This is a genomic window from Candidatus Nomurabacteria bacterium, from assembly GCA_023898465.1.
Taxonomy (GTDB): Bacteria; Patescibacteriota; Patescibacteriia; order HK-STAS-PATE-3; family HK-STAS-PATE-3; genus HK-STAS-PATE-3.
In genome coordinates this window covers 886,717-902,890 of sequence record CP060223.1, presented here as the reverse complement: position 1 = coordinate 902,890, position 16,174 = coordinate 886,717, and the positions used below count along the sequence as shown (strand labels likewise).

19 protein-coding genes and 1 tRNA gene are annotated in these 16,174 nt (G+C 47.6%); 19 read left to right on the top strand and 1 reads right to left on the bottom strand.

All coding sequences use genetic code 11. The features are described from left to right. The first annotated feature begins 22 nt into the window (after positions 1–22). The 3 genes from H6760_04440 (at position 23) to H6760_04430 (ending at position 2,790) form a co-directional block, all read left to right on the top strand. The gene (locus tag H6760_04440) at positions 23–739 is read left to right on the top strand and encodes an NTP transferase domain-containing protein (protein ID USN53383.1); all 717 of its coding nucleotides are present in this window, start codon (positions 23–25) and stop codon (positions 737–739) included. Between the two features lie 89 nt (positions 740–828). After that, positions 829–1,671, top strand: a complete 843-nt coding sequence (locus tag H6760_04435; GenBank protein USN53382.1) for an NTP transferase domain-containing protein — start codon at positions 829–831, stop codon at positions 1,669–1,671. Positions 1,672–1,800: 129 nt separating this feature from the next. Further along, positions 1,801–2,790 (top strand): carbohydrate kinase family protein, encoded by a 990-nt coding sequence (locus H6760_04430; protein ID USN53381.1) that lies wholly within the window; start codon positions 1,801–1,803, stop codon positions 2,788–2,790. A 48-nt stretch (positions 2,791–2,838) separates the two neighbouring features. On the opposite strand, the gene H6760_04425 is transcribed toward H6760_04430, so the two are convergent. Next, positions 2,839–3,999 carry a 6-phosphofructokinase gene (locus H6760_04425; GenBank protein USN53380.1) on the bottom strand — a complete coding sequence of 387 codons (1,161 nt, stop codon included), beginning with the start codon at positions 3,997–3,999 and terminating at the stop codon, positions 2,839–2,841. 199 nt (positions 4,000–4,198) lie between these two features. Here H6760_04425 and H6760_04420 point away from each other — a divergent pair, with 199 nt between their 5' ends. The 16 genes from H6760_04420 to msrB all read left to right on the top strand — a co-directional run bounded on the left by H6760_04420 (position 4,199) and on the right by msrB (position 16,065). Continuing rightward, a complete protein-coding gene (locus H6760_04420; GenBank protein ID USN53379.1) occupies positions 4,199–4,942 on the top strand; it encodes a TrmB family transcriptional regulator in 744 nt (247 codons plus the stop codon). 88 nt (positions 4,943–5,030) lie between these two features. Next, the gene (locus H6760_04415; GenBank protein ID USN53378.1) at positions 5,031–6,032 is read left to right on the top strand and encodes a YvcK family protein; all 1,002 of its coding nucleotides are present in this window, start codon (positions 5,031–5,033) and stop codon (positions 6,030–6,032) included. Between the two features lie 62 nt (positions 6,033–6,094). Next, positions 6,095–6,424 (top strand): hypothetical protein, encoded by a 330-nt coding sequence (locus tag H6760_04410; GenBank protein USN53377.1) that lies wholly within the window; start codon positions 6,095–6,097, stop codon positions 6,422–6,424. A 77-nt stretch (positions 6,425–6,501) separates the two neighbouring features. Beyond that, on the top strand, positions 6,502–7,821 hold the full coding sequence (locus H6760_04405; GenBank protein USN53376.1) for a DNA helicase UvrD: 1,320 nt from the start codon (positions 6,502–6,504) through the stop codon (positions 7,819–7,821). A gap of 6 nt (positions 7,822–7,827) precedes the next feature. After that, positions 7,828–8,367: a class I SAM-dependent methyltransferase gene (locus tag H6760_04400; GenBank protein USN53375.1), complete on the top strand. Its 540-nt coding sequence runs from the start codon at positions 7,828–7,830 to the stop codon at positions 8,365–8,367. 118 nt (positions 8,368–8,485) lie between these two features. Then, positions 8,486–8,737, top strand: coding sequence for a GIY-YIG nuclease family protein (locus tag H6760_04395; protein ID USN53374.1), 252 nt, complete (start codon positions 8,486–8,488; stop codon positions 8,735–8,737). Positions 8,738–8,745: 8 nt separating this feature from the next. After that, a tRNA-Ser gene (locus H6760_04390) sits at positions 8,746–8,835 on the top strand. A gap of 92 nt (positions 8,836–8,927) precedes the next feature. Then, on the top strand, positions 8,928–9,482 hold the full coding sequence (locus H6760_04385) for an MFS transporter (protein USN53373.1): 555 nt from the start codon (positions 8,928–8,930) through the stop codon (positions 9,480–9,482). 41 nt (positions 9,483–9,523) lie between these two features. Continuing rightward, positions 9,524–10,180 carry a hypothetical protein gene (locus tag H6760_04380; GenBank protein ID USN53372.1) on the top strand — a complete coding sequence of 219 codons (657 nt, stop codon included), beginning with the start codon at positions 9,524–9,526 and terminating at the stop codon, positions 10,178–10,180. A 1-nt stretch (position 10,181) separates the two neighbouring features. Further along, positions 10,182–10,652 carry a DUF1801 domain-containing protein gene (locus tag H6760_04375; GenBank protein ID USN53371.1) on the top strand — a complete coding sequence of 157 codons (471 nt, stop codon included), beginning with the start codon at positions 10,182–10,184 and terminating at the stop codon, positions 10,650–10,652. A 230-nt stretch (positions 10,653–10,882) separates the two neighbouring features. Further along, positions 10,883–12,184, top strand: coding sequence for a ferredoxin reductase family protein (locus tag H6760_04370; GenBank protein USN53370.1), 1,302 nt, complete (start codon positions 10,883–10,885; stop codon positions 12,182–12,184). 586 nt (positions 12,185–12,770) lie between these two features. Beyond that, positions 12,771–13,310: a peptide-methionine (S)-S-oxide reductase MsrA gene (msrA, locus tag H6760_04365; GenBank protein USN53369.1), complete on the top strand. Its 540-nt coding sequence runs from the start codon at positions 12,771–12,773 to the stop codon at positions 13,308–13,310. 191 nt (positions 13,311–13,501) lie between these two features. Further along, on the top strand, positions 13,502–14,377 hold the full coding sequence (locus H6760_04360) for an ABC transporter ATP-binding protein (protein USN53368.1): 876 nt from the start codon (positions 13,502–13,504) through the stop codon (positions 14,375–14,377). A 1-nt stretch (position 14,378) separates the two neighbouring features. Beyond that, a complete protein-coding gene (locus H6760_04355; GenBank protein USN53367.1) occupies positions 14,379–15,182 on the top strand; it encodes an ABC transporter permease in 804 nt (267 codons plus the stop codon). Between the two features lie 39 nt (positions 15,183–15,221). Continuing rightward, positions 15,222–15,668 (top strand): C39 family peptidase, encoded by a 447-nt coding sequence (locus H6760_04350; protein USN53366.1) that lies wholly within the window; start codon positions 15,222–15,224, stop codon positions 15,666–15,668. 4 nt (positions 15,669–15,672) lie between these two features. Further along, positions 15,673–16,065: a peptide-methionine (R)-S-oxide reductase MsrB gene (gene msrB, locus H6760_04345; protein USN53365.1), complete on the top strand. Its 393-nt coding sequence runs from the start codon at positions 15,673–15,675 to the stop codon at positions 16,063–16,065. The last annotated feature ends 109 nt before the right edge of the window (positions 16,066–16,174 follow it).

Here is a 16,174-nt window from a genome sequence, read left to right as displayed (position 1 = left end):
GGCTGCCGGACGCAATAGGCGAATGGGGACAAAATCTTTGAAACCTCTCTATGAGATTAATGGGAAAACAACCCTTGAGCGGATTTTAGATACTCTGGATAAGCTCGGGTCAGATATTCTTACGCCTATACTTGTCGTCCGTCCTGATACAAAAAAAATATATCAAGAAAAATTTAGCAAGCGGGCAAAGATTATTACCGCTTCAGCCAAGGGCACGGGATACGCAGTACGCGCAGCTCAAAAAACTGCTGCCAAGGCAAAACATATTCTTCCCTTGTACGGCGATCATCCTTTTATTCAGGCAAATACTTTGAAACAGCTTATTCGCTTTCATCGTAATCATGGCGAAGTGCTTACCATGATGACAGTTGAAGTGCCAAGCTATCGAGGAATATATGAAGGGTGTAAGTCATTCGGCCGCATCATTCGAGATAAGCGGAATCGTGTTCTTGAGATACGAGAGGCGCATGAGTGTAGCCCAGCCCAGCTCCGAATACGGGAAGTGAATCCCGCGCTCTACTTAATGAATGCCCCATGGGTGTGGAACGCGTTAGCTCGAATCCCGAAACATCCAAATGGAGAGTATTTCCTGCCTGATGTGCTGAAAATAGCTGCAGAAGATAAGTTGCCTTATAAAGTCCTCAAAACACAAGACGCCTTATCAGCTATGGGGTATAACACCCCAGAAGATCTAGAAAGGCTAGTATTTTTTGCTCAGAAAAAAGAGAAAAAAGGCTAATATTAGCATAATTTAGTCCCTATATTATTGACATTTCTTTCAAATACCACTAGAGTATGATGGTATATGAAAGGCGGAAGCCCAGTCTTATGGAACGACAACGCCTCACTATCACCTTAAAACAAGACATTCTCGATAAGCTCGATGCCACCATTGATGGTGCGCGTATCCGAAACCGTTCCCATGCGATTGAATATCACCTGGGCAAGGTCCTCGGCTCACGTATTCAGAAGGCATTGATCTTGGCTGGTGGACGAGGCGTGAATATGCGTCCATTCACGTATGAGATGCCAAAGGCGATGATTCCAGTGCATGGCAAGCCGATCTTGGAACACACCGTGACGTCGCTGCGTGATAGTGGCATCCGCAACCTGATCATTTACATTGGACACTTAGGCGAACGCATCAAAGAACATTTTGGTGACGGATCTGGCTTTGGCGTTTCCATTCAGTATGTGGAAGAAGGTAAGTCCGAGGGTACTGCGACACCATTGCGTGCAGCCGCACACCTTCTGAAAGATAGTCCCTTCCTTATGCTCTATGGTGACGTGCTCATTGATGTCGACTTTAACGAGTTTGTTGATTACCACCTGGAGAGTAAGGCATTAGCCACATTGGCAATTACTAGCGTGAGTCAGCCATCAGAGTATGGTGTGGTAAAGATGCACGGAAGCAAGATTGTCGAATTCCTGCAGAAGCCAGAACGATCAAGTCGCTTGTCACACCTCATTTTTACCGGTGTGTCAGTCATGCAGCCAAAAGTGCTTGACTATGTACCGGCCAGCGGGTCAAGTATGCTAGAGGCGGACGTGTTTCCGCAGCTCGCCAAGGAAAAGAAACTCGTCGGATATTTATTTGAAGGACAGTGGTTCGATATTGGAACCCCAGAGGTGTACGAGCAAGCCCTAAAAGAGTGGCCAGTGAAAAAGTAATTCAGACTGAGTCATCAGTCATCGCAACAGGTTAAGGCGAGCGATGCCTGATCAGCTCATACGCTGAATGATCTTTACAACGTGTTCACGGGAGCACAGGGAGCGCTTACGAAACGCTGGGGGAACAGCATGTCTCGAACTGTTTTGGTTGGCTTTAGTGCCAACATGGAAATGGCGGTCTCTGGTTTTGATGGGACAAGCGACGTGGTGAAGCAACAGGTTGCAGCAAGTGACTTTGACTTGATTGCAGCAGGTTCTTCGTTCAACGTCGCGCGCGCACTGCTTCGTAGCGGGCAGTTGGTCAAGCTGCTGTGTACGGTCGGTGATGATCGCTACGCCGGCTACCTCGAAGCCGAGCTGCGTAGGCTGGAGTTGGATGCTTTTCCTCTCCCTTTGCGGGAAAGGACGAACATCACGGTCAGTCTCTCAGCCAAGGACGGTGCACAACGCATCATCGCTGGAAAGGGCAACTATCTTCCGGACGCGATGGAGCGTGGTGCGGAGTTGATTCGCCGACAGGTGGATCAAGTTCGTCCTCACATGACTGTGGGTACGGGTGTCCAGATCGCAGATGCGCCTCTGGTGCTGGCGATGTTTGAAGCGGGTGGTCGTCAAGCTGCTCCGTCGATGAACATTCTGAATCCCGGGATCAGTCTGGTGTATGAGCTCAGTAATGAGCTCGAAGAACGTCGTCGCCACACAGCCCTGCGTCAGCTTCTCTCTTGCACCGACCTCTTGGCCGTGAACGAGGAAGAAGAAGCGCATTTGCTCCGAGGCTTCGGCTTCAGTACGGTGAGCGAGCTCCAAGCCATTGGGCAGGGCCGGCATATGGAGGTCTTGGTTACTCGAGGCCCCAAAGGTGCCACTCTGTACAACGGTGGAGAACAGAGCATCAACGGCGAAGTGTTTGCTGATACGCCGATCAAGGATTTGACCGGCGCCGGTGACACCTTCCTGTCCTGTTACATCGGGGCACTGCTCGATGGCAAGTCCAAGTCAGAAGCCCTGCGTTGGGCCGCGGCTGGAGCAGCTATTACGATCAGTCGTCTCGGGGGATCCTCGGTCCCTTCGCGTGACGAAATCACGCAGTTCCTTGCGCAGCGGGAAACCGTTGCCTAGTCAATTCGCACCTTCACCGGTGGTCAGAACTCTCTGGCCACCGTTTTTTTATTCAATCGCCCGAATCTTTTCTTGCAAGGCAATGTATTCCTCTGGTGTATGAGGATGAATTTGCATTGGCTTAAGGTATTCGAGGAAGGCAGGCTTCACTTGATAGTTTGCAAAGTCAAACATTTCATCGTCTATTTTTCTCGGGCCCTCATGACTGACTACTTCGGAAAGTGGTCGTTTCCCAATGGTGACCGCAAGGTTTTTCTGATCAACTTCAATGCTCGGGATATGCCCGTAGTCTTCATTTTCAATCATAGCGATCGCCTGTCGTCCAAGTGCGGTAGCAGTTTCTCCATCAATCGGAGTAGGTTCACCAGACTGTACGATGTTGCCTGGCATAATGACGCGAGAGTCGATGTTAAGCTGCTTCTTAATAATACGGCGCAGCGCAATAGAAATATGGTTTTGTCGTTTATGTCCAAAGGTGTCAGCCGCATCATATTCCTCGCCTTCCACTGAGTCAGAGAATTGGGTGTTTTCAGCAACCGCGATTACGGCGTAGCTACCGTTTGCTTCGTAGCGCTCGTAAATAGTATTTAACACATGCTCAGTGTTAACTTCCCTTTCAGGTGTAAGAATTACATCAGCCTTTCCTAGTCCAGCCGCGGCAGTGAGCCAGCCGGATTTCATGCCATAGGTTTCGATAACAAAGGCACGACGAAGCGCATAGGCAGCGTCACGGCGAATGTGTTCAGCAATATGGGCAACATGCGAAGCGGCGCTAGGATAACCCGGCGACCAATAAGTGCCGTAGAGATCGTTATCAATTGTTTTTGGGATGCCGATAGCTTGAATATTATGCTCGCGCACTAAACGTTCGCAGGCGCCAAGCGTATCATCTCCACCGATCGCAATGATGACATCAATGTTATTGTTGGCAATCGTTTGCTTCACTTGCGCAACACCATTCTCAATAGCAAAAAGATTTGTGCGACTTGAGCGTAGAATAGTACCACCGATTTTTTGGATTGATGATACGTCTACTGTGCTGAGATCAATGTGTTTTCCACCTTGAAGCACAGATTTCCATCCTGAGATACCTCCGAGTATAGTATGCCCACTTTTTTGGGCACTAGTGATAACTCCGTACAAGGTGGCGTTGAGGGCTGGAGTAATGCCTCCACCAGTAAGAACGAGAATTGTTTTTTTATGCGTCATAATATGCGAAGTATCGCGCAATTTATCCTGGTCGTCAATCGTAATAAAGTAGCTGTTGGCAAAAAATTGACAAAAGAAACACAGGATAATATTGAAAAACAGGGCTAAATATTTAGCAAAACACTTGTCAGTATTTTTTTGCTTGACAAATATATTGATTCAGCCACAATGTCCCCGCTACTCAATCAATCTCTGTATTATGCAAATCGGAACATTATTAGAAAAAATCGGCCTGGATGAAAAGGAAATTGCCATCTACCTTGCCTTATTGAAGTCAGGGCCAGCACCTGTCCGAAAGATTGCTCTTGACGCAAAAATTAATCGTGGTACAACCTATGACATCCTGAAGGGCTTGCTTCAGTTGGGTGTGGTGAGCTACTTCCATCAGGATCAGCATAAGCATTTTGTCTGCGAGGATCCGATAGTATTAGAAAAAGTGCTCGCTGAACAACGTCAGTCGCTCATTACCACAAGTGAAGAACTAGCTGAAGCGTTGCCGGAGCTGCGTTCAATGTATGCTCGGGGTGATGAGAAGCCGGTAGTTCGCTACTATGAAGCTTATCGAGGGGTGAAAACGGTGCTCGAAGATCTTATTGCTGTGGTTGCTCAGCAGGATGTGAAAGAGTACGCGGTGTATTCCTCTTCCACCATCCGTCCTTATCTTCACCGAGCATGGCCTGATTTTACCAAACAGCGTATCGCCGCTGGTATTCGAGTGAAGGTCATTGCTATTGGTGAAGGTGGCGAGCTGCACGGACTTGATCAGCGTCGTTGGTTACGCAAAGAGGAAGGAGCGCCAACCTATACCATACTCTATGGTGCAAAGATTGCCATGATTACCGTGGGGGAGAATAAAGAGCCACGCGGGATAATTATTGAAGATCAGGCCATTACTTCAACTCAGCAGAATATCTTTTCTGCATTATGGAAAACATTGCAGTAGCATCCGTAAGCAGTCATCTGGACTGTGACCATTGGTACAGTGCAGATGTTCTTTTTAGGGACGAGATCACCAAGAAGGAGTGAGGTTCATGATTCAGCAAGTTTCCGCCTTGAGCGGCAAGCGCGTCGTCTGCATCGGTGCAGGAACCGGACAGGCGAACATCTTGAGAGCGCTCGCCAGCGGCGGAAAGCAGCTGGAGGGCCTCATTGGCATCGTATCAGTCACTGACAATGGTGGGCATAGTGGAGTGCTTCGTACTGAGTTCCATATCCCACAGGTAGGTGACGGGAAGCAGTGTTTGTTGGCCTTGGCTCCAGAGAGTGCTGAGCGAGATCGTCTCGCAACGCGCAATTCTGATGGCACATCGCCAGCCAACACACGTTTGGCACGACTCACTAATCAGCACGGGATCGCCCGAGCCTTTGACATCTTCAGGGTTGATCTGGGTTGTCAGGGTCAGGTGTTGCCTGCGACCGAATCGAATGTGCACATCCGGGCAAGCCTGGAGGACGGAAGCATCGTGACTGGAGAGTGGGAGATCATCAAGCGTGATCCTCGCATTCCAATCAAGCAGATGAGCTTGTCTGTTGATGCGCCGGCCTACTCTGGTAGTCTGGAAGCGATTCGACAAGCTGATGTCATCATTATTGCCCCTGGATCATTTCATACCGGTTTGGTGAGCGCCTTGCTGCCAGCTGGGATGCGCGAAGCATTTCATGCTTCACAAGCGCAAGTGATTCAGGTCATTAACTTGATGACACAGCCGGGATTGACCGATGACTGGGATGCGGAGCAGCACGTTCGACAGCTTCATCCGTATTGCGGACGCGAGCCGGATGTGGTCATTGTCAATTCGGGTTCTATTCCCGAGGAAGTGTTGCAGCACTATGGAGCACTCGGCTCTCGGCCAGTGATCTTCAACGGTGCCCGTCAGCATTTCCCGCAAGTTCGCTTCGTGGAGCTTGACTTGGTTCCTTCGCAGTTCTCAGGGAATGGCGATCGAGCTGGCAACTTTGCCAAGTGGACGCATTTGCTCACTCACAGTTCAGGTCGTTTGTTGGCTGCTATCGAGGCAGCTGTTGACGCCTGACATTGATAGGCAGCGTATTCTTTCGAGGGTACGCTGCTCTCTCTTACTTTAGAGGTGGGAGCATGAGTAAAGGGGATGTAACGAAAGTGGTGCTTGTCCCGGATGACTCACGAATCCTGGTGTCAGAGGGCTGCATCGGTGTGCTGCAAGGCAAGGTCTCCTATCAGATTTTACGAGCCGGCCAGGAGGCAACTCCAGACGATGACCATATACTCATAGTGCTGGAAGATGGAGATGCCTGTGTGGCTGTTCGTCGAAAGCGCAGTCAGCGGACTGGTGCCAAGGGACTGTGGCAGCGAATGGTCTGGATTCGCATAAGGAATGTTGGTGGCGCGCCACAGACTTGCCTTGATCGAGCGAGTCCTTGGAGTCTGGTTGATGACATTCACTAGCTTGTTCTACAGCGTACTTTTCCATGAGTGCGCTGTTTTCTTTCCAGACGCCTTGGTATGCGCTACCATACCCAAGTATGCAAATCATTGCTGACCTCCATATTCATTCCAAATACGCTCGAGCTTGTTCCCCTCAGCTTACTTTAGAGAATATCGATTTATGGGCACGCATTAAAGGTTTGCATTTAATGGCGACCGGCGATTTTACGCATCCCAAGTGGTTTCCAGAGTTACAAGAGAAGCTAGAACCCAGCCTGGATGGTCTCTACCGTTTGAAGCCAGAGTATCGAGTCAAAGATGCGCGCTTCACCGAAAAGAGCGATGAGGAAGTACACTTTATTTGCGCCACAGAGTTGTCGTGTATTTACTCGCACGGCGGTAAGGTGCGCCGTGTACATCACACGGTTTTTGCTCCCTCGATTGAAGCAGTCGCCGGTATCAACGCGGCATTAATGAAGCGAGGAGGTAAGTTAGGCGGAGACGGTCGACCAATACTCGGCATCTCCTCTAAAGATTTACTCTTGCTTATCCGCAAAGTAGATCCTCGTTGTCATATTATCCCTGCGCACGCATGGACACCCTGGTTTGCTATTTTTGGTTCTAAGTCAGGTTATGATTCAATCGAGGAGTGTTTCGAGGAGCTGGCGCCGGAAATTTTTGCAATCGAGACAGGCTTATCTTCCGATCCGGCAATGAACTGGCGAGTCAAAGGATTGGATAAAGTTGCGCTTGTTTCTAGCTCTGATGCGCATTCGCTTCCTAACCTCGGACGTGAAGCCACAGTTTTTGAAGGTGAAGAGTTGAGCTATGACAATATCTTTACGGCTATTCGTAATGCATCGCCCGAGGCGCGTAAGAAACCTATAAAAGAAAAACTCACTCTACGTAAGACTTTAGAATTTTTTCCAGACGAGGGTCGCTATCATTATGATGGACATCGGGATCACAAAGTCTGCCTCTCTCCTGCTGAATCTCGGAAGTTAAAAGGCATGTGTCCAAAGTGCGGACGACCACTGACCATCGGCGTATTAAATCGAGTAGAAGAGTTAACAACTGAAGCTGAAGGACGACGACCAGAAGGCGCGCCTGACTTCCTCTCGCTCGTGGAGCTGGATAAGGTAATTGCCCAGGCGCTTGGTGTGCGCGGGCGCGCCACAAAAAAAGTTGAAGCGCTTTATTGGCCTCTCGTTTCTCAGGGTGGCGGTGAGTTAAAAGTGTTGAGCGAAGTGCCGATTGAGCAGCTGAAAAAAATGACCGAGGCGCCAATAGTTGAGGCTATTCAGCGATTACGCGAAGGTAAAGTAGAAGTAGAGCCAGGCTACGACGGCGAGTACGGTCATATCACTCTCTTGTCTGACAGTGATCGGAAGCGTTTAAGTCAGTCATCACTTTTTTAAGCGACCATGCTTCTTATTAGTATACTCCTTCTCATCCTGGTAGCAGCCTTGGTGGCTTTAGCCTTTGCTTTGAATGCGCTATGGAGCGTTCTTCGAAATAAGGTGCCCTATGTACCCACCTCACGCTGGGCAGTGGAGTGGATGGCAAAGCATGTAGATTTAATCGAAGATGCAGTGGTGTATGATCTTGGTTGCGGTGATGCCCGAGTGCTCCGTGCTTTGAAGAAAGCGCATCCAAGCATTCGAGCGATTGGGTATGAGATTGCCTGGTGGCCCTACCTCTTGGCTCGTTGGAGGTCGCGCGGTACTGGTGTAGAAATCCGTCACGTAAGTTATTTTACTGCTGACCTGCATGATGCTGATTTGATTTTTTGTTTCCTACTTGATGCGGTTATGGCAGATACCGAAACCCTACTTCGGAAACAGTTGAAGAAGGGAGCGTCAGTCTATTCTTATGGATTTCGTTTCCCAGATTGGCAGGCTTCGGAAGAAATACGAAATCCTCGCCCGCGAGGTCATAGTAGTTTGTGGGTGTATCGTGCTTGATTAAGTCGGCGTATCTCGCTACACTCCAGGCGGCGTTTTGGAGAGGTGCCAGAGTGGTCGTCCGCCCAAGGCGGACCCGCCTCGGGCGGGATAGGTGGTGATCGATACAAGGAGAAATATGTATTATGTATACATATTGTATAGTATTCATCTAAAAAAGAAGTATATCGGCAGTACAAGTGATTTAAAAAAGAGGGTAAGCGAACATAAGTCCGGCAGATCGCGCTATACATCCCGGTCGCAAGATTGGTCACTCGTTTACTATGAGGTGTTCTCAAACAAAAATGATGCAGTACTTGAGGAAAGATTTTTGAAGACGGGAAAGGGACGTGAGCGTCTGAAATTTTTACTCCAAAATACAATTCGCTAACTATTCACGGTGGGATGCCAGAGTGGTCGAATGGGCCGCACTCGAAATGCGGTATACCCGAAAGGGTATCGGGGGTTCAAATCCCTCTCCCACCGCCAGTTTTAGTTTTATAATATCCGCCAAGATTACTTGAGTCCTTCAAAGGGCTTATTCGCTAGTCGCATAGCTAAGAAACCCGTATACTATCGGCATGGGGAAAGAACAACGAGCTATTTTACTCTACGGTTCAAACATCTGGTATTTAGGCGAAGGCATGCTTGGGCCACTCTTCGCTGTTTTTGCTGAGCAAGTAGGCGGCGACGTTTTAGAGATCACTTGGGCCTGGGCAACCTATCTTATTGTCGGCGGCGTGCTTCATATCCTCTTTGGTAAAATAATTGACCAAGGCTACTCAAAGGAAAAAATGATGATGCTTGGCTACGCGCTGAATGCGCTATTCACCTTCGGGTATCTCTTTGTGAGTTCACCTCTCCATCTCCTCATTGTGCAAGCAGGCTTAGGAGTTGCCGCGGCACTTGCGACACCAACTTGGGATGCGCTGTACGCCAAATATGAAGATCGTAAACACGATACTTATGAGTGGGGTATTTCCGAGGGTACAGCCTTGATTGTCACCGGCGCAGCAATTATTTTGGGAGGCGTTGTTGTAACTCAATATTCTTTCCAAACACTCTTCATTGTCATGGGGAGTATCCAGACAATCGCCACAATATATCAGGCAAGGATACTGCGGAAACGAGCCTAGTCTGTGGTATACTATAGATACTTTTTCTTAACCTATTCTTTATGTCAAAAGCACTGATAGCTATTATTATAGGTGTCCTGGTCCTGGGCGGTGGATATTTTGTATGGCAATCCCAAAGTGGTTCAGACGAAACAAGTGACACCACAAGCAATTCCGATTCCCACACCATGATGGAGTCTAGTTCCCTCACTAGTCTCTTTGGGCAGAATGATGATCTCACTTGTGACTACACGTACAGCGACGAGTATGGATCACAAGAAGGTGTAGTGTATATGCATAACAACATGGTTCGTGGTGATTTTATGATGGTGGCAAATGATGGCGCAGAAACTGAATCGCACATCATCCGAGATGATACCTATCATTACAATTGGGGGATGTACGACGGTCAGGAGATAGGCACAAAAATTAAATTAGAAGATTTCGACACTGAAGCTGACACCAACGAGACAGATACCACAGACACAAATGCCGCTCCTTCGGTCAACTACGATAACCAATATGATTTTGATTGCCATCCGTGGACAGTTGATGCCGCAAAATTTGAGCTTCCCTCAAATGTAGAATTTACTGATCTGACCGCACAGATGGAAGCAATGCATGATGCTATGGAAGAGACCATGCAAGCACAGTGCTCAAGCTGTGATTCCCTAGAAGGTGAAGCAAAGACTTCATGTTTAGCGGCCCTCGGTTGCTAACATGCAATCTCAAGCAAAAACAGTTGATGCATATCTGAAAGAGCTACCAGCTGAACGAAGGGCAGCGATTGCCTCTGTTCGAAATATCATCCGTAAGTATTTACCTAAGGGCTATCAAGAAGGAATGCAATACGGGATGATCACGTACGGCGTTCCCCTGAAGCTCTATCCGGCTGGTTATCTGTACGATGAAAAAACTCCACTGCCATATATCTCTCTTGCCTCGCAGAAAAATCACATGGCACTCTATCATATGGGACTCTATGGTGACCCTAAGGGCAAGAAGTGGATTGAAGCGGAGTTTCGAAAAGCCGGTAAGAAGCTCGACATGGGTGGGAGTTGTATCCGCTTTAAGCATTTAGAGGATTTGCCACTTGAGGTGATTGGACAAGCAGTTAGCCGAGTGAGCGTGCAGCAGATGATTGACATGCACGAAAAGTCTCGCGCTAAAAAGAAAAAATTTAAAAAGTAAGCTTCATTTTTATTATCAATAAAGTATTGCTATACTGTTTTTGGCTACGATAGTCGTAGTCATTGTATACATTGATGGCAGACCCGGAACGATCGGAGGGTGATGAGGGCAGTCGCTTAGTTCGCTCAATCGACACAAGGGATTGTGAGGCGGGATTCAATCGAGTCCCGCCTACCTTTACGTGATATACTAGTAGGGAAGTAATAGTATTTCAAAGGAGTATTACAGATATGGGAAAAGCGCAAAGAGTTTGGTATGGAATCATTGTTCTCACATTAGTACCTGTTGTGCTTTGGTTTATGGCGCCCACCTTTCTACCCCGTTTTAGTGGCGGGGTGGAGGGAGTAAGCACTGACCTTTCGCGGCTACTCGCCTTGATTGGCACAAGCATGTTTGCCATTAACTTAATCTTGAGTGCGCGTATTCCTTTCCTCATTCGTGGTCTACGAGGACTACACGTGCTTTATGAAAAACACGGTAAGCTCGGGCGCTATGGATTTTATCTTCTTCTCTTACACCCGATCCTACTCATACCACAATATGCTGGCTGGGATTTTTCCAGCATTGTGCATTTTATTTTTTCCATTGAGCCTATTTCTCGTCTGTGGGGCAAGTTGGCTTTGCTCACTTTTGTCGTTCTTATTGCTCTCACTATATACTTTCGACCCAAGTATCATATTTGGCGATGGACGCATCGGTTTATGGGTCTGGCATTTTTCTTAGCAAGTTTGCATGTCTATTTCATTCCAAGTGATGTAGCTGCCTATGCGCCCTTGCGTTGGTATATGTTGATCCTGTCTGGCCTAGGATTACTCGCTTATCTTTACCACACGTTGCTGGGTCGCTGGCTTATTCATCGCTATACGTATGTGGTAACGCATGTAGAAAATTTGCGTGATATGGTGACGCACCTTGTCCTGCGTCCTCAGGAAAAAGAAATGCACTTTTTACCCGGACAGTTTATCTTCATTAGTTTTCGAGACGCACAGGTGAGTGGCGAAGTGCATCCTTTTAGCATCACTGCAGATCCACAAGCAAGTGAACTGAGTTTGCATATCAAGCGTTCGGGTGATTTTACTAACGGGCTGCATCGACTGGCCCTAGGAGCGACTGCAGAGATTGAAGGACCTTATGGCACTTTTTCTCATCAACTTGCCCAAGCAAAAGAACAGGTATGGATTGCTGGTGGGATTGGTATTACCCCTTTCTTGAGCATGGCGCAAGCCTTAGTCCACGAACAAGGCTACTCGATTGATTTATTATATTGCACGCGCAGTAGTGCCGATGCGGTGTTAGCACAAGACTTAGAAAGTTTAAGCAAATCCACTCACGAGCAATTGCGTGTACAGATGTGGTGCTCGGAGGAAAAGGGCCTGGTCACTGGTGCACAGATACAACAGCTTCTCAGTTCTCTAGAGGGTAGAGACATTTTCATTTGTGCGCCACCGCCCATGATTCGTGCGTTACGAAAACAGTTGCGTGCGCTCGGGATTGAGAATTCCCGCATTCATTCCGAAGAGTTTTCTTACTAATCTTCCATATAGACAGGTAAAAGAGACTTGTGCTAGGCTTTTTATGTCCCACTGACGCACTCGGCGTTTAGGGGGATATGGACGGAGTCCAAGGAGGTACCGCAAAATGCGTGTGTCCACCCAGATCCAGCACGGCGAGCAGTCGAACAAGAAGTCGCGGACGACGACCCGGATGACGACGGCCCAGTCGACGAAGGCCAAGGTGAAGACGGCCCAGACGCGGTGACGGAGGTCAACATGACCCGGATCAGGGACAGCACCTCGTAGCTTCGGCATCGAAGCGCCCTAACTCAGGTTGGGGCGCTCTTTCTTTTTATCCGGACTTGCACAAAAGAAATTAAGATGCCAGTGTGCAGATGCGTTTCGAGTCCTCGAGGATTGTGGAGGGGTAATCATGCGATGGCATAATCTTCCTGAATCGGAGCCAAGGCAGGAGACGCTCTGGGAACGTATCCAGATGCAGCTCTATGAGTTGTGGGATGAAATCAGACGTTTCTTTGGAGGAGGAAACGGACCTACAGGCCGGATTGCATAGTCAATCCGGCTTTTCCTTGTTTGAATAACCGAGCTGTCGTAGACTATACATATGAAATCATCTGCATTAGCTACATTTGCCTCTGGTTGCTTCTGGTGTACCGAAGCGGTCTTTAAGCGTTTGCGCGGTGTTCTAAAGGTGGGATCAGGCTATACTGGCGGCACGACGGAGCATCCAAATTATGCAGCTCTCCATCAATCGCGTACTGGTCATGCTGAAGCAGTACAAGTAGAATTTGATCCAAGTGTTATTCCTTACGAGCGTCTCCTCGATGTTTTTTTTGCAACGCATGACCCCACTACACTGAATCGACAAGGGAATGATATTGGCGAGGAGTATCGTTCAGTTATTTTTTATCATAGTGAAGAACAGAAAGCCGCAGCCGAAGGAATGATACAAAAGTTGGAGCAGGAAAAAGTTTTTGCGAATCCCATCGTTACTTCGATTGAGCCAGCTCAGAAGTTTTATCCGGCCGAGGCCGAGCACCAGGATTTTTACGACCGCAATCCGAATAAGCCTTATTGCCAAATAGTGATTGATCCGAAGATTGCCAAGTTACGACAGAAATTTGCGGAGTATTTGAAGGACTAGACAAGCAACGTGTTCGCAATATGCAAAGACGGCACTGGAGCTATCATGATCTAAGGGTAATACCTGATATTTTTGTGCTAGGCGGCTTTTCTTTTTGCACATTTCGCCCAGGATGAATTCCTGGGCTACGTTTTGTATATTATGTAGGCAAAGCATTGAGCTTTGCCTACCGCAGTGCTACTGTATAAGTCATGGCAGAAGCACTCGTGTTTTCAGATTTCAAAAAGCACTATGGTCCAGTAAAAGCAGTGGATGGTATTAGCTTTAGTGTTCAGGAGGGCGAGTTATTTGGGTTTCTCGGGCCAAATGGCGCCGGAAAAACTACCACTATCCGCACTATGATGGACTTTTTGCGTCCAACCGAGGGGAGTATTCACATTTTAGGTAAACACAGTGTTAAGGATAGCGTTGCCTTAAAGGAGCGCATTGGTTACCTTTCTGGATCAGTCAGGCTCTATGATCGATGGACAGGCGAAGAGCATTTTTCTTTTGTTCGTCGCATGGATGGAGATCATGATATTGCGAAGGACCTATGTGAACGTTTGCAATTTGATCCGAAACGCAAAGCAAAGCAGCTTTCTTCCGGCAATCGTCAAAAGCTGGCGATTATTATGGCCTTTATGCGCAAGCCAGACCTGTTCATACTAGATGAGCCAACGAATGCGCTTGATCCTCTGCTGCAACATGAAGTATATGAACTCCTTCGCGAAGCCTCTGCTCGGGGCGCAACGATATTTATGTCCTCGCATAATTTAGCTGAGGTGGAGCGAGTTTGCGATCGTGTGGGGATCATCCGTAAAGGCAAGATGGTGGCCGTCGAGCGTATTGATGCCTTAAAGGCCAAACAGCTCTATAAGGTTGAACTGCAGTTTAGCGAGAAGCCGGATAAGTCAGCAGTGCTTGGTGATGGGGTAACTTTGCATAGTGAGTCGAGTCATGGCTATGTGGTCGATATCAGTGGCGATATTCGTCCTTTCTTGGCGCGTATGCAGCAGCTGCCTTTACGTGACATTGTTATCTCTCATGCCACGCTGGAAGAAATTTTTATGAAGTATTACGAGGCGTAATATGTGGACTCTCTTTTTACAAACCTTAAAAGATCGACGTCGGACAATATTCTGGTTCTCTGTCTCCGCCGCGTTGCTTGTGTGGATGTTTGTCGCGCTCTATCCCTCGATTGAGGCGCAAGCCGATCAACTCAATGAGGCCTTCTCTAGCTATCCAAAAGAGTTTTTACAGGCCTTTGGTATTGATGAGCTCAATCTTAGCAAGCTAGAGAATTATCTCGCAGCAGAGCAGTACTCTTTCACCTGGCCGATGCTGGTATTGTTTCTTATGGCCACCATGGCTGGCCCTGCCTTAGCTGGGGAAATAGAACGTGGCACGGCCGATATTCTCCTTGCTCGTCGTTTGTCGCGGATAAAAATTTATTGGTCGCGTTATCTAACCGCGGTTTCTACTCTCTTTCTCTTTGTCATTTTTTCAAACTTCACCGTGATTCCTTTTGCGCTGTTGCACGGAGTGGCTTATCAACTGGATAAGCTTATCCTTATTTCCGTGCTAGGATTTTTATTTGGGCTAGCAACACTTGGCGTCGGCTTTGCCCTTTCTGCTTGGTTTTCTGAACGAAGTCGGGTGTACATGCTCTTAGGAGTGAGTCTGGTTGGGATGTATGTGTTGAATATTGTTGCGCAGATAAATCCTGACACATTTGATTGGGTAAAATATTTTTCATTCTTCTACTACTTCGACGCTAACTTAGCCTTAGTGAAGGGTCAAATCCTTGCAGAGGCGTACTGGTTTTTTGGTGCAATAAGTATCAGCAGTGCTTTGCTCGGAGTTTGGCGCTTCCGTCGTCGGGATATTTCTTAGCCAGTTGCAAAAAAACAAGAGAAGCCGTAGGGTGTGTCTATGCCCAGACAAATCCCTCATTTTTTGCAGCCAAATGACTATTATTGTGGACCAGCTGTTTTGCAAATGACTTTGGCCGCATTTCGTATTGGCATGACTCAGGTCGAAATTGCCAGGCAAGTACATACCACCAAGAAAGACGGAACCGCACAGAGTGACATGCGCACTTTTCTAAAAAAATACTTTCCAAAGGCAAGGGTGCGGCAACGCATGAGCCTTCCTCAGCTTCAAAAAGCGTTACGACAAGACGTCGTGGTCATTGTTAATTTTACTGAGCCCGTTGATAATGTTGGTCATTACGCTATTGTAAAAAAAATTACTCAGCAGGAGATTATTCTTCTTGATCCGCTTTATCGTAAACCATTTGTAATGAAATTAGGTGATTTTTCACTTCGCTGGCATAGTGGAGACAGTACTTTTCAGAGATGGTGCGCTGTAGTAAAGTAAAGCTATGGATCAGCCAGAGATTGAAAAAGCAAAGGAAAAACTTACACCCGAGCAGTACAATGTTTGCTTCCTAAAAGGAACAGAAGCACCTGGTAGTGGGAAGTATTTACATAATAAGTCTGCCGGTATGTATCATTGCGCAGTATGCGGTAATGAGCTTTTTGCCTCGGACACCAAGTTTGATTCAGGCACTGGCTGGCCAAGCTTTTGGGAAATGGCTAAACCCGGTGCGATAAAAGAAGAAGAGGATATGAGTATGGGTATGCGTCGCACTGAGGTGCTTTGTGCACAATGCGGTGCACACCTTGGTCACGTCTTTAACGATGGGCCGAGCGATAAAACCGGTTTACGCTATTGCATTAATTCTCTGGCCCTAGACTTCCAGGAGAAAAAATAGCACAAAGGAACTTTGTTTAAATTATCTCTTCCATGACCGCATGGCTGTCTTGTGATAGTACGGTGCTATATTCCCTTTTTCTTTAATCGACGTTACAGGCAAAAAATGG